9 protein-coding genes are annotated in these 12,017 nt (G+C 62.8%); 5 read left to right on the top strand and 4 right to left on the bottom strand.

All coding sequences use genetic code 11. The features are described 5' to 3' along the window. Nucleotides 1–290: 290 nt before the first annotated feature. The 3 genes from GH983_RS00715 to GH983_RS00705 all read left to right on the top strand — a co-directional run bounded on the left by GH983_RS00715 (nucleotide 291) and on the right by GH983_RS00705 (nucleotide 6,021). Nucleotides 291–4,094: a peptidoglycan-binding protein gene (locus GH983_RS00715; RefSeq protein WP_153761359.1), complete on the top strand. Its 3,804-nt coding sequence runs from the start codon at nucleotides 291–293 to the stop codon at nucleotides 4,092–4,094. Nucleotides 4,095–4,298: 204 nt separating this feature from the next. Beyond that, nucleotides 4,299–5,216, top strand: a complete 918-nt coding sequence (locus GH983_RS00710) for a sulfite exporter TauE/SafE family protein (protein WP_054149056.1) — start codon at nucleotides 4,299–4,301, stop codon at nucleotides 5,214–5,216. Between the two features lies 1 nt (nucleotide 5,217). Continuing rightward, nucleotides 5,218–6,021 carry a TIGR02186 family protein gene (locus GH983_RS00705; RefSeq protein WP_083229619.1) on the top strand — a complete coding sequence of 268 codons (804 nt, stop codon included), beginning with the start codon at nucleotides 5,218–5,220 and terminating at the stop codon, nucleotides 6,019–6,021. A 5-nt stretch (nucleotides 6,022–6,026) separates the two neighbouring features. On the opposite strand, the gene pdeM is transcribed toward GH983_RS00705, so the two are convergent. The 4 genes from pdeM to GH983_RS00685 all read right to left on the bottom strand — a co-directional run bounded on the left by pdeM (nucleotide 6,027) and on the right by GH983_RS00685 (nucleotide 11,061). After that, on the bottom strand, nucleotides 6,027–6,743 hold the full coding sequence (gene pdeM, locus GH983_RS00700) for a ligase-associated DNA damage response endonuclease PdeM (RefSeq protein ID WP_194842819.1): 717 nt from the start codon (nucleotides 6,741–6,743) through the stop codon (nucleotides 6,027–6,029). Between the two features lie 56 nt (nucleotides 6,744–6,799). Beyond that, nucleotides 6,800–9,319: a ligase-associated DNA damage response DEXH box helicase gene (locus GH983_RS00695; protein ID WP_153761357.1), complete on the bottom strand. Its 2,520-nt coding sequence runs from the start codon at nucleotides 9,317–9,319 to the stop codon at nucleotides 6,800–6,802. Nucleotides 9,320–9,368: 49 nt separating this feature from the next. Further along, a complete protein-coding gene (locus tag GH983_RS00690) occupies nucleotides 9,369–10,007 on the bottom strand; it encodes a YitT family protein (RefSeq protein WP_054149059.1) in 639 nt (212 codons plus the stop codon). A gap of 115 nt (nucleotides 10,008–10,122) precedes the next feature. Then, nucleotides 10,123–11,061 (bottom strand): methyltransferase domain-containing protein, encoded by a 939-nt coding sequence (locus GH983_RS00685; RefSeq protein ID WP_054149166.1) that lies wholly within the window; start codon nucleotides 11,059–11,061, stop codon nucleotides 10,123–10,125. 167 nt (nucleotides 11,062–11,228) lie between these two features. Between GH983_RS00685 and GH983_RS00680 the strand changes: the two genes are divergently transcribed. Next, the gene (locus GH983_RS00680; RefSeq protein ID WP_006727939.1) at nucleotides 11,229–11,495 is read left to right on the top strand and encodes a DUF6460 domain-containing protein; all 267 of its coding nucleotides are present in this window, start codon (nucleotides 11,229–11,231) and stop codon (nucleotides 11,493–11,495) included. Nucleotides 11,496–11,502: 7 nt separating this feature from the next. After that, nucleotides 11,503–12,000, top strand: a complete 498-nt coding sequence (locus GH983_RS00675; protein WP_054149060.1) for a CAP domain-containing protein — start codon at nucleotides 11,503–11,505, stop codon at nucleotides 11,998–12,000. Nucleotides 12,001–12,017: the final 17 nt, after the last annotated feature.

Genomic DNA, 12,017 nt, shown 5'->3' with positions numbered 1-12,017 from the left:
TTTGCAAGGACCACGGTCCCCTCCCCGTCCATCAAAGGCCTCTAAAGGAAGGCCCTTGTGCGGGGCGTTACGACATACGGGAGATACCCGTATTCACCGATTTTTCGCGAAGCTTAACGGCTTGTTTACCATGTTTCATGAAAGGTTGCGTTTGAAAGCTGGTGATCCACCCGCGATTCCGACGCGCCCTCATGACCCTCGGGGCAAGAGGCATTCGTCGACGTCACACAGGACCACCTGGACGCATTCGGACGCACGCTGCGTCCGGCACCATCGAGGCGAGCAGAACCATGAACGGATCGCGATCCCAGACCCAACGGCCCGGCAACCCGTCCTCGCTGGATGCGTTGAACCGCACCATCGAAGGGCTTGAGGCTCGCATCGAGGGACTGATTGGCCAACAGAGCGCGCGCAGCCGCAGTGCAGACGAGCCGGTGGTACGCCCCCTGCCCGGCCGCCGCGCCGACGACCTTCCGCGCAGCGAACGCGATGTCCGCGACACCCGGCCGGATCCGCTTGCCGAAATCCGCCAGCGCCAGCGCGCGCTCGAGGAAAGCCGTGCCCGCAGTTCCGACCGCAGCCTTTACAGCCGCAGCGAAGAACCCTTGCCGCGCACGACGGTGCGCCAGCCCCTGCCTCCGCTTTCCGATCCGCAGCCGGCCTATGCCGTGCGCGCTCCCGTCGCACCACCCGCGCGCGCCAGCCAGGACATCACGGAAGCGCTGAGCGGCCTGCGCCGCGAATTGAAGCAGGACATCAGCGAAAGCCTGTCGCGCGAGATTGCCGGCTTGCGCAACGAGATGCGCTCGATCCGCCAGCTTGCCGAAGAAAGCCGCCCGCAGGACGACATGCGTCAGGACATTGCCCGTCTGGCCGAAAGCATCCAGCGTCTCGAAGGCATCAAGGCTCCGGGCACCGACGGTCTGCGTGAGGACTTCGACGACCTGCGCTCGCTGATGGACGGCCTTGCCCGCGAGGATTCCATGCGTCGCATGGAGCGCCGCTGGGATGATGTCGAAGTCCGTCTCGATGGCCTCGACACCGGCGCCATGCGCGACGAGATCATTCGCATCGCCGACCGGCTCGACGACATCAAGTCGCAGCTCGGCGGCATGGGCGACACCCGCGCTATCCGGGCTCTCGAAGACAAGCTTGTGACCGTCGCATCTGCTCTCGAACATATCGGCGCCCATATCGATCCCAACGAGCGCAAGCTGACGGAACAGTTCGCCTCGCTCGACATGCGACTCGACGAAATCACGCGCGCCATCGCGGCCGGGAGCCGCAACAGCGGCCCGGGCAACGATCCGGCGACGTTTCATCGGCTGGAAGATCGGCTCTCGGGTCTCGCGCGCCAGATCGAGACCCTCTCCGAGACGCGCGCACCGCAGCTGCCGGATGCCTCGCACGAGATGGCCGAGCGGCTGGAGCTGCTGACCGAGCGCATTGAACAGCTATCGACAGAACAGGGCGCGGTCCGTCTGGAAGAGCGGCTGGACCAACTCTCCTACATGCTGGAGAAGGTGCAGCGGCCTGCGCCGGCGCCGGAACTCACCGGCTATCTTGCCGACATCTCCCGCAAGATCGATGCGCTCGACGGCAGTGCCGTCAACGACCGCCTTGCCGATCGGCTCGAAATCCTGGCGCGTCACATTGAGGAGCTCGACGCGCCGCAGCCGGTCGCCATGATCGATGACAGTGCCCTGCGCAACCTCGAAGACCGCCTGAATGCCGTGGTCGACCGTCTTGAGGAAACCAGCTCCTCCGCCCCTACCGGCGAAAGCGCAAGCCTCAAGGGGCTCGAAGACCAGATCGCCCATCTCTCAGCCCTGATCAGCCAGCCGTCGCCGGCCGATCCGGAGGTCTCCGGCCGCATTTCGGCACTCGAGGATTATGTAGCGACGAGCGACGAATACATCATCGAGGCAGCCCGGCAGGCCGCCGAGACCGTCATGGCCAATTTCGCCCAGCGTTTTCCGGCTGGAAGCCAGGCGGCATCGGCTGACATCTCCGCTCTGTCGGCCCTGTCGGATCATCTCAAGCAGCTCGAAGACTATAGCCGTCACTCGGAAGAGCGGACCCACCGCACCTTCGAGGCCCTGCATGACACACTCGTGCAGATCGCCGGACGGCTCGACGAGTTGCACCATCTCGGACAGCAGCCCGAAGCAGCACCTCTCTTTGCCCAGGCTCCCGTTGCTCCCGCACCGGTGCCGCGTGCACATCAAGCCGCAGCACCGGCTCCAAAACCGCCGCATATGGTCGCCGAACCGGTTGCGGAACCGACACATCCGATCGATCAGGAGCTGCTCGCCGCAGCGGATGATTTCGCCCAGACCATGACCGCGCTGCCGGTGATTGATGCCGCACGAGAAAAGAAGGTTGCGAAGCCCAGCCTGCTCGCCGGCCTCGGCAAGAAGCTGATGCCGGGCAAGAAGGCGCCAAAGGCCCCTGCAGAGCCTCGCCAGATGGTCGATCCTTCGCCGTCGATCGATCCGGTCGACGTGCTGCCGCCCGACGACGCGAATGAACTTTTGGAGCCCGGTTCCGGCGCGCCCGATGTGCGCAAGATCCTTGAGCGCGTTCGTGCCAGTCAGCAGGCAACCAAGGGTGCAACGCCAGCCGGCGCCGACAATGGGGACCGGACCGACTACATCGCCGCCGCCCGGCGCGCCGCTCAGGCGGCCGCCATGGAAATGGATCGCGCCCAGAAGGCAGCGCCTACAGGCAACAAGACCATGGCCGATGTGAAGGCCAAGGCGAAGTCGGGGGAAACCTCCCTCTTCGCGCGGTATCGCCGTCCCATCATGATGGCGGTGGGAGCCGTGCTTCTCGTTGCCATGGCCATGCCGCTCGTCAATACGCTGACCCGCAGCGAAGCGCCCGTCGCCATCGAAGAGACCGGTCAGGACGAGACGAGCGAGGCCATCATTGCAGAACCCGCAGTCGAGACCGCTGATGCAGCCGATGTCCAGGGCGACACCGGCACCGCGACACTTTCTGCGGCGTCTGCGCAGGCAGAGCCTCCAGCCGAGACGGATGAAGATCTTGTCGTCGCTCAGGACACATCGGCGCCGCCTGCAACTGTTCAAGCGGGAGACACGGCCCCTGTCAGCGCTCTGATGGCACCTGCGACGAGCGCGCCGGGCCAGACGCTCGAAGCGCCAACCAGAGTTGCCGATGCGGGGGCCAATGTGGTCGTTGCCGAGGAAATCGCGCCGGCTGCGCCCGCCGCAGAGATCATGGTTCCCTCGGAAATCACGCCACCATCGCTTTCGATCGCTGCCAAGGATGGCGATCCGGTTGCCCTTTTTGAGATCGGCGCACGCTATACCGAAGGTCGTGGCGTAACGAACGACTTCGCCGAAGCGGCCAAGTGGTATCGCCTCGCAGCCGACAAGGGTTTTGCCCCAGCCCAGTATCGTCTGGCCAATTTCCTCGAAAAGGGAACGGGCGTTGCACCCAATATCGGCGAAGCAAAGCGCTATTACGAAATGGCAGCGAATGCCGGCAATGCCAGCGCCATGCACAACCTCGCCGTCATCTATGCCTCCGGCAAGGATGGCGCACAGGACTATGCCAAGGCGGTGGAGTGGTTCGGAAAGGCCGCTGATTACGGGATTTCAGACAGCCAGTTCAACCTCGCGATCCTCAGTGCCCGTGGCAACGGGACCTCGCCGGATCTGGTGACGTCCTACAAGTGGTTTGCGATCGCAGCCAAGGGCGGCGATACGGATGCAGCGCAAAAGCGCGACGAGGTGGCCAATGCGCTCAAGCCCGAGGAACTCGAACGCGCCCGTGCCGAGGTGGACCTCTGGAAGGTCAAAGCGATGGACCCGGACGCCAATTCGGTCAACACGCCAGACGAATGGGCCGGCAAGGGCCTGAAGACCGCAAGCGTCGACATGAAGAAGGCGATCCGTAACATCCAGGCTATTCTCAACAAGAACGGCTATGACGCAGGAACGCCCGATGGTGTGATGGGCGCCAAGACGGTCTCGGCGATCAAGGCCTTCCAGACATCGATCGGTGAACAGCCGACGGGTCAGGTGACGGATAAGTTGGTGACCGAGCTTCTGGCCCGCAACAAATGATACGGCTGTCATAAAAGACCGCGAATAAGGGTCTATGACGGGCTCTCGAATTGACTTGGATGGCCTTGAGGCGCAGAAAAGAATTCGAAGGGGAGCAAGTCCGATCAAGGACTTGCGCCTGGCCAGCATGAGAGAGAACAAGGGGCTGATAGCTCTGACGTGACCGCGCCCCAAGGCGCGGCTACCCGCATTTGAGGTCCTGACGTGACGATCTATCTGCCGATCGCCGAGTTGTCGGTCAATGTGTTCATCATTCTCGGCATGGGCGCGGCTGTCGGCTTCCTCTCGGGCATGTTCGGGGTCGGTGGCGGCTTCCTCATCACGCCACTCCTGATCTTCTACAACATTCCTCCAGTCGTCGCCGTTGCAACCGGCGCGAACCAGGTCGTGGCTTCCTCCGTATCGGGTGCCATTTCGCATTTCCGGCGCGGTACGCTGGATATGAAGCTTGGAACAGTTCTGCTGATAGGAGGTCTGGTCGGTGCGACGATCGGTGTCTACATCTTCTCGTGGCTGAGGCGTCTCGGTCAGCTCGACCTGATCATCTCGCTGCTATACGTGGTGTTCCTCGGCACGGTCGGTGGGTTGATGTTGGCGGAGAGCTTGCGGGCGCTTCGCCGGGCCGCCCGCAACGAAGCCGTCCCCCTGAAGCGGCCCGGGCAGCACAACTGGGTGCACCGTCTGCCCTTCAAGATGCGCTTCAAGAAATCGAAGATCTATCTGAGCGTCATCCCGATCCTCGCGCTCGGTTTCGGCATCGGCATCCTGACTTCGGTCATGGGTGTCGGCGGCGGCTTCATCATGGTCCCGGCCATGATCTATCTGCTGCGCATTCCCACAAATGTCGTCGTCGGCACCTCGCTCTTCCAGATCATATTTACCACCGCCTACACCACGATCGTCCAGGCGGCGACGAACTATTCCGTCGATATCGTGCTCGCCTTCATCCTGATGGTGGCCGGCGTGATTGGCGCGCAATATGGCGTGCGTGTCGGCCAGAAGCTGCGCGGCGAACAGTTGCGCGCGCTGCTGGGGCTTCTCGTGCTCGCCGTCGGCGTGCGTCTCGCGATCGAACTGGTCGTGACGCCCGACGACATCTACTCTCTGGCGATCGGGGGCTGAGATGAAAGCAACTCTCCTCGCTCTCACCATTGCGATGTTCACCGCTTGGTCGACCCCGGCGGCGGCCCAGGATCCGCTGACGACACAGCTTGCGGAACGCGAAGGCCTTGAGATCGGCATCTCCACCAGCGAGATCGCCATTACTTCGGATTTTTCTGGCGCCGATCTGACCGTCTTCGGTGCACTCACCAACACCGACCAATTGCTTCTAGCAATCGGGCAGTATGATGTGGTGGTGACGCTGGAAGGACCACGCGACTGGACGACCGTGCGCCGCAAGGAGCGGCTATTCGGGATCTGGGTCAACCGGACGTCGCTGACCTTCGAACAAATGCCAATCTCCTATTCCTTGGCCAGCACCCGGCCTGTGGAGGAGATCGCCGAGGATGACCTCCTGACCTCGCTCGGCATCGGCATCGATCACCTCGCGCTAACGCCCACGGGTTTCATCAGCAATTCCGCAAACCTCAGCGAGTTTCGCGAGGCGTTTCGCAGACTGAAACAGAATGGCGGTCTCTACCAGCGCGACACGGGCGGTGTGCGCTTCGTATCATCGAGCCTTTTTCAGGCGACGCTTCGGCTTCCTGCCAATATCCCGAATGGCGTTCATACGGTGCATGCCTACCTGTTCAAGTCGGGCGAGTTCATCGGGCAACGGGAATTGCCGCTGCGCGTCATCAAGACGGGTCTGGAAGAAGCGATCACTGAAGCCGCTCATCAACAGCCCCTGGCCTACGGCACATTTGCCGTGCTGCTTGCCTTGATCACGGGCTGGGCGGCAAGCCTGATCTTCCGGAAAGACTGACGGGATCAGCCGAGCAGATTGCCGTAGCGCACCGAATAGATCCGGTCGCGGCCGAGCAGGTGTGCGATCAGGTCGGTACGGGCGAAGAGACCGGTGAAGGCCTTGTGCCGCAGGTCAAGGCCGCCGGTGGTGACGCCGAAGGATGGCATGACCATGCGCAGGCCATCGGTCGCAAAGCATGGACGGCGGACCGATTTTTCGCGGCGGCGTACGGTGGCTGAGGGATGGAGATGACCTGCCACTTCACCCTTGCCATGGGCAAGCGAAGGTTCGTGGCGGAAGGTGAGGCCGGCGAGCGAAAACTCATCCATGGACACGCCCGGCAAAGCCGTTGTGCCATCCGGATCGTGGTTGCCATTGATCCAAACGATCTCACGTCCGGCGACCAGACCATGGATCATCTCGCGAAATACCAGCGGCATCATGGCCGAGCCGACGCGGTCATGGAAATTATCGCCGAGGCTGATGATCGTCGCGGGCTGGTAGCGGTTCACCACGCTCTCAAGCAGACGAAGCGTTGCCAGCGTGTCATAGGGCGGCAGCAGTTGGCCGCGCCTTGCGAAGGCCGCGCCCTTTTCGAGATGCAGGTCTGAGACCACAAGCGTCCGATGATCCGGCAGGTACATGGCGCCGGTCAGATCACAGACCGCGGCCACGCCCGAAAGCGCGATCTCGGCCGTCGTCTCCACAGTCTCGATCGGCGCGAGGCGCCTGGCCGTCATACCCGTCATGTCTTCATTCCGCAGCATCAGGCCTCGTCATAGCCGCTCCGCATGATTCACGCCATGGCTTCGGCGATGAGATCTTCCGCCGCCATGGACAGCACATGCTCCTGTGCTTCGCCCGCCACCGGCTCCTTGCCGATTTCCAGCATCACAGGCACGGCGAGCGGCGAGATCTGGGTGAGGCGCTTGTGCAGGATGTGCCCCCTGATTCGTTCCAGCATATCGGCAAGCCGGGCGATGTCCAAAAGCCCGGCGGCGGCATCCTGTCGCGTTGCCTGCATGAGGATATGATCGGGCTCGTGGCTGCGCAGCACGTCGTAGATCAGGTCCGAGGACACCGTCACCTGGCGCCCGGACTTTTCCTTGCCGGGATGGCGCTGCTCGATCAGGCCGGCGATCACCGCGCAATTGCGGAAGGTGCGCTTCAGCATGAAGCTCTCGTCGAGCCAGGTTTCCAGATCATCGCCCAGCATGTCCTGATCGAACAAGTCTGCGAGGCTGAGTGCTCCCCGCGCGATCAGCGAGCCCATGTCCTCCAAGGCCCAGATCGCGAGCGCATAGTCTGTGGCAACGAAGCCCAGCGGCTTGGCGCGCATGCGCTCCAGCCGGCGGGTGAGCAGCATGCCGAGCGTCTGATGCGCCAGCCTGCCCTCGAAGGCATAGATCACCATGTAGAAGCGCTCGCCGCGCGGGAAGGTCTCGATCAGGAGATCGCCGCGCTTGGGCAGCACCGACTTCTCCGCCTGCAGCGACAGCCAGTCGCGCACCTGGTCGGGCAGACCGGTCCGGCGGTCTGGATCGTCCAGCATGGCGCGGACCTGCTCGGCGAGATAGGTCGAGAGCGGAAACTTGCCGCCAGCATAGGCCGGGATTTTCGGATCCATCGAAAAGGCGTTGGAAACGAGGCACTCGTTGTCTCGGATACCTTCGAAGCGCAGGACCTTGCCTGAGAAGAGGAAGGTATCGCCCTGCGTCAGCTGCTCGAAGAAATATTCCTCGACCTTGCCAAGCGTCATGCCGCCGCGACCGATGGAGCCCAGATGGTTGCGCTTGACCAGCCGGACATTCAGCATCGGCATTTCGACGATGGTACCGAGATTGAGACGATACTGCTGAGCGACCTGCGGGTTCGAGACACGCCAGAGCCCGTCCTTGCGACGGCGGATGCGGGCATAGCGCTCGTAGGTACGCAGGGCGTAGCCGCCGGTTGCGACGAAATCGACGATGCGGGCAAAGGTCTCGCGCGGCAGAGCGGCATAGGGAAGCGCCGTCGTCACCTCGCGGTAAAGCTCATCCTCGTCGAAGGCATCGGCGCAGGCCATGCCGAGCACATGCTGGGCGAGCACGTCGAGCGAGCCCTCCCCCACAGGCGGAGTATCCTGCGCGCCGATGTAGTTGGCATCGAGTGCCGCCTGACACTCCATCACCTCAAACCGGTTGGCCGGAACGAGAATGGCGCGGGACGGCTCGTCCATGCGGTGATTGGCGCGACCGATGCGCTGGGCAAGGCGCGATGCGCCCTTCGGCGCGCCGACATGGATGACGAGATCGACATCGCCCCAGTCGATGCCGAGATCGAGGGTCGAGGTGGCAACGACCGCCCGCAGCCGGTTTTCGGCCATGGCGGCCTCCACCTTGCGACGTTGCGAAACGTCGAGCGAGCCGTGATGCAGCGCGATCGGCAGGTTGTCATCATTGACCGTCCAGAGCTCCTGGAACAGCATTTCCGCTTGAGAGCGCGTGTTGACGAAAAGCAGCGTCGTCTGGAAGTCCTTGAGGACCTTGTAGACCTCGGGGATGGCATAATGTGCCTTGTGCCCGGACCAGGGTATGCGTTCGTCGGTCTGAAGGATGGTGATGTTGGGTCTAGCGCCACCTTCGACAGTGATCAGCCCCGCCGCTGCCTCGCCCTCATCAGGCTGCGCCACCAGCCAGCGGCGCAGGTCCATGGGCTGGGCAACCGTGGCCGAGAGGCCGATGGTCTTCAGACCAGGGGCGAGTTTCCTCAGGCGTGCCAGACCGAGCGAGAGCAGATGGCCACGCTTGGAAGTCACCAGCGAATGCAGCTCATCGAAGATGACGTAGCGCAGATCCTTGAAGAAGCGCTCCGCGTCCGAATGGGATATGAGCAATGCGACCTGTTCGGGCGTCGTCAGAAGAATATCCGGCGGATTGGTCTTCTGACGCTGACGCTTGTGAGCCGGTGTGTCGCCGGTGCGGTTCTCGATGGTGATCGGAAGCCCCATCTCGGTGACGGGCTTCATCAGGTTGCGCTCGATATCGACGGCGAGCGCCTTGAGCGGCGAGATGTAGAGCGTGTGAATGCCGGTGAAGGCCTCGCCTGGCTTCTTGCGGCCGCGCTCGGTCAGATCCGTCAGCGACGGGAGAAAGCCGGCGAGCGTCTTGCCGGCACCGGTCGGGGCGATCAGGAGAAGGCTCTCGCCGCCATTCTCGCCGGATCTCGCCCGGGCCAGCAGCTCCAACTGATGGTCACGCGGCTGCCAGCCCTTTTCGCCGAACCAGCGGAGGAAGGGGGCAGGCAAAAGGGCATGGGCGGAATCAGCTGTCGTCACCGCCCCAAGGTAGTGGACGGGCGGGGAAAGAGAAGGGGCGAAAGAGGTATCACCTCAGCGCAATATACCTGTCCGAGCGGTGGTTGATCGCGAGGAAGAGGTTCAACACCACGGCGCCGATCACAGAATAGAGCACCACGGAGGGGCTGACGACGGCGAAGGCCAGCGCCATGACGCAGAGGTCGAAGGCAAGCTGCACCAAGCCGGCGCGGATGCCGAAGCGGTCCTGGATGTAGACGGCGAGAATGCCGAGGCCGCCAAGGCTGGCGCGGTGGCGGTAGAGCGCCAGAAGGCCGAAGCCGAGCAGCAGGCCACCGAGGATCGCCGCCCAGATCGGCGCGATGCTCTCTATCACGAGGAAGCGGCTCTCGATTTCGACGATGAAGGAGGTGAGGCCGACGGCGATAAAGGTCTTGATGGTGAAATCGAGGCCGACGCGACGCAGCGAAAGAATGTAGAATGGCAGGTTGAGCAAGAAGAAAAGAAGACCGAAGCTCCAGCCGCTCCAGTAGTGCAGGACGAAGGCGAGGCCAGCCATGCCACCGGTCAGAAGTCCGACCTGGGCGAGGAAGTAAAGGCCAAGGGCCGCAATCAGGCTCCCTGCCACGAGTCCTTGCAGATCCTCTGCCGGGGTGTGGCGGGTGGGGTTCGAATTCCAGATTCCCAGCATGCTCGTCAGTTGCGCCATCACGCTCTCCAGAAAATGACCTCCCGAATGCAAATCTTACCCGAGAACCTCTGGAAAACAAGGAGGATAGGTCAGCAATCCTGACCCATGGTGCAGTTCGCAAGAAAGCTGCTCGTCAGGCCTTCCGGCTAGCAAGAAACAGAATGCCGGAGACCGGTTTTCCGCCATCCATGCGAATGGTCGTGCGCGACAGCTTCACGAGGTCGAAGCCGTTTTCATCGAGACGATACCTTACATGCTGTTCGGTGTGGGCATAACGCAGGCTCGGCGCCAGGATAAAGCCGTCGCCCTCGCCCGCGTCTTCGACCGAAAAGGCGAGAAGCGAGCCGGGTTTCAGGAGCTGCGCGGCAAGTGCGAAGGCGTTGGCGAGGTCGCCCAGATACATCAGCACGTCGGCCGCCGAGACGAGGTCGGCTCGGCACTCCGCAAGCCTTTCATCGAAGAGACCGCACGCGATCGGGTCGAGCGATAGATCGGCCTTGGCAAGAAGGTCATAGTGACCCTTCTCCTCGGCTTTTGCGAGCATGTTGACCGAGAGATCGAAACCCTCCAGGCGGGCCACTCTCTCGCGGATCTCGGCACCGAAAAGACCCGTGCCACACCCGAGATCGACGGCCAGATCGAAGCGCCGATCTTCATGCTCGACGATGAGCCGGGCGAGCTTGGCCGGGACCGAATAATCGAGCTTCTCGACAAGTGCAGTATCGAAACGATCGGCATAATCATCGAAAAGCGCCTCTACATAGCGAGAGGGCGGCTGGTCTGGAATATCTTCGGCCCCGAGCAGAGCCAGTTTCAACTGCGCGCCGAACAGATCTTCCGGGTCGAGCTCGAGCAGTCTGCGCAGGGCGGGTATCGCTTTTTCTGCCTGTCCGGCCTTCTCGGCATAGTCCGCAAGACGCAGCAGACCGGCTGGCCAGTCCGGCACCAGTTCCAGGGCCTGCTCCATCAATTCCACTGCTGCCGCATGTTCGCCATTCTCGGCGAGCATGCGGGCATAATCGGCGCGGCGATCGGCGATGACGTCGCCGGACGAGAACTGTGTGGGATGCATCGAAGAGATCCTTGCGCCTGCCAGCATGGGGTGATCCAGCATGGAGCGGGCGCGCGGTCTTGACCGATCACCGGAAAAAACTCAAGTGCTATCGCAAGCACTCGGCTCGCCGGCTTGCACGGCGGGCCGACTGCGCCCATATCAGCGGACGATAACAGGAGACACGCATGGCTGATGGCCTCAATCGATTTCTCGGCGACACGCCGGGCCGCACGATCGTCAAGCTGATCGTCGTTTCGCTCATCGTCGGCTTTGTGATGTCGATCTTCGGGCTTGACCCGATGGACCTGCTCGACGGCATCAGGTTCTTCATCATCGACCTCTGGTACACGGGGTTCGACGCTCTTGGTCGGGTCGGGCAGTATCTGCTGATCGGCGCTACGATCGTCATCCCCGCCTTCATCCTGCTCCGCCTCTTCGCGTCACGGAACTGAAGTCGCCATGCCCGAGCCTGTTCTAAATCGCCGTCGGCTGATCCTGATCTCGGCCGGATTGTTGACGGCAGCGATCGCCGGCTGCCGGTCCACCGACATTCTCAACCCCGATGACGGCCAGGCCCGGGCCGAGACGGACGCCGCGTTGCCGATGGTGAACCGGCTCCGGCAATCGCGTGGCCTCTCCTCCCTCTCCCGCAGTCGCCCCGCGGAAGTGGCGGCCGTGGCCCAGGCCAAGCGCATGGCACGCGCTGGCGAGATGTCGCATCTGATCGGCTTCAACGACAGCTTCGGCGCCCGCATGAAGGGCCACGGGGTGCCGCTGCCGGCGGCCGAAAACATCGCTGCGGGTCAGGATAGCGTCGAACGCGCCGTGCAGGCCTGGATCGATTCCAAGCGGCATCTCGACAACATGACCGGCAGCTTCAACGGGCTCGGCGTCGCCGTCGCCTGGGATTCCGCTTCCGGTAACCGGCCCTATTGGGCCATGGTTCTCTCGGCCTGAGTGATTCCCTCTTCGCT

This window comes from Agrobacterium sp. MA01 (assembly GCF_009650195.1).
Classification (GTDB): domain Bacteria; phylum Pseudomonadota; class Alphaproteobacteria; order Rhizobiales; family Rhizobiaceae; genus Allorhizobium.
The sequence above is the reverse complement of the archived record's forward strand: the minus strand, read 5'-3'. Positions and strand labels throughout refer to the sequence as shown.